Origin of the sequence: Rothia sp. HMSC078H08 (assembly GCF_001808955.1) — a bacterium.
In the GTDB taxonomy this organism is placed as follows: Bacteria; Actinomycetota; Actinomycetes; order Actinomycetales; family Micrococcaceae; genus Rothia.
Genome location: NZ_KV795242.1, coordinates 1 through 1,093 on the forward strand (window position 1 = coordinate 1; position 1,093 = coordinate 1,093).

Sequence of the window (1,093 nt, forward strand, 5' to 3'; positions counted from 1 at the left end):
ACATTCATCCGCACATGTGCGGATGAATGTGGGAGGTGTTCGGATAAAGTTGATAATCAAGGTGAAGTCTCCAGCTCCAGCTACATGGATGTGTTCTATCCGAAGTACCAGGTGACCTGGGATATGATGAACGTTGCCGGTCCGAACAGCATGTTCATGCACTGCCTGCCCGCCAACCGTGGCGAGGAAGTCGTCGACGAGGTCATGGACGATCCCGAGCGCTCCCTGTGCTGGGTCGAGGCCGAGAACCGCAAGCACTCCATTCGCGCCATCCTGGCCACTCTGTGCCCCCAGAGCGAGCCCGACGAGCAGAAGGCTGCGGCATACCGCGCCACCATCAATGAGCGCATGGCCGCTCTCGGTAAGCACGGTCTGTAAGACGTACCAGGTCGGGCGAGCTACGGCTCGCCCGCCTTCGCAGGAGATGGGCGACCTCATGGCCATCGGCGAGGAGAACTGCAAGGTCTCCGACGACAACCGAGTGCATCAAGGGCGCCGACTTCATCTACACCGACGTGTGGTATGGCCTGTACGATGCTTTCTGATGGGCGGCAGCAGATGCTTGTCTCTTGCTGCCCATCATCTGCGCCACTGCGCGTAGGCACTGGCGCCCTGTCTGAAGTTAAACAGACCTTTCGAGTGTGCACGAAGTGATTGCGCCAACAACGAAGCCCCAACCTGCTCGCTAACTCATGGGCAAGCCACCTGAGACTACTCATTTCCCCTACTAGCAATGAAGGCCTGCAACCTGCAGTTTTGCAAACTGCTTGAAAGGCGCCTGCGTTGATTCACTTCCTATTGCAGCTGGCGGCTCGCACACGAAAAGGCACTTGAGTTTCAAAGCGGGCGTTTTCGTCGATATCGAACCTCTAAAGGCTGTCCGCCGTGCCCTTTGGGACAAAAACGAAAACTCAAAGCCCCGAGTTTGGAATGAGTTTTTGAGATTGCCCCGGCTTTTGTCCCCGAAGCCGATGAAACACGACATAGTGTTACTTGGCGGCACTCGGTTTGAGACGGCATCGAAAACTGAGGACAACTGGAATGTCGGGACAGTAAAACGGCTCTTCAGAGTTGAGTGTGGTTGGAGGCATCT

General features: G+C 56.2%; 1 protein-coding gene. It reads left to right on the forward strand.

Annotated elements, in window-relative coordinates; all coding sequences use genetic code 11:
- Positions 1–90 precede the first annotated feature (90 nt).
- A complete protein-coding gene (locus HMPREF2528_RS01135) occupies positions 91–378 on the forward strand; it encodes a Rossmann-fold NAD(P)-binding domain-containing protein (RefSeq protein ID WP_204371245.1) in 288 nt (95 codons plus the stop codon).
- Positions 379–1,093: the final 715 nt, after the last annotated feature.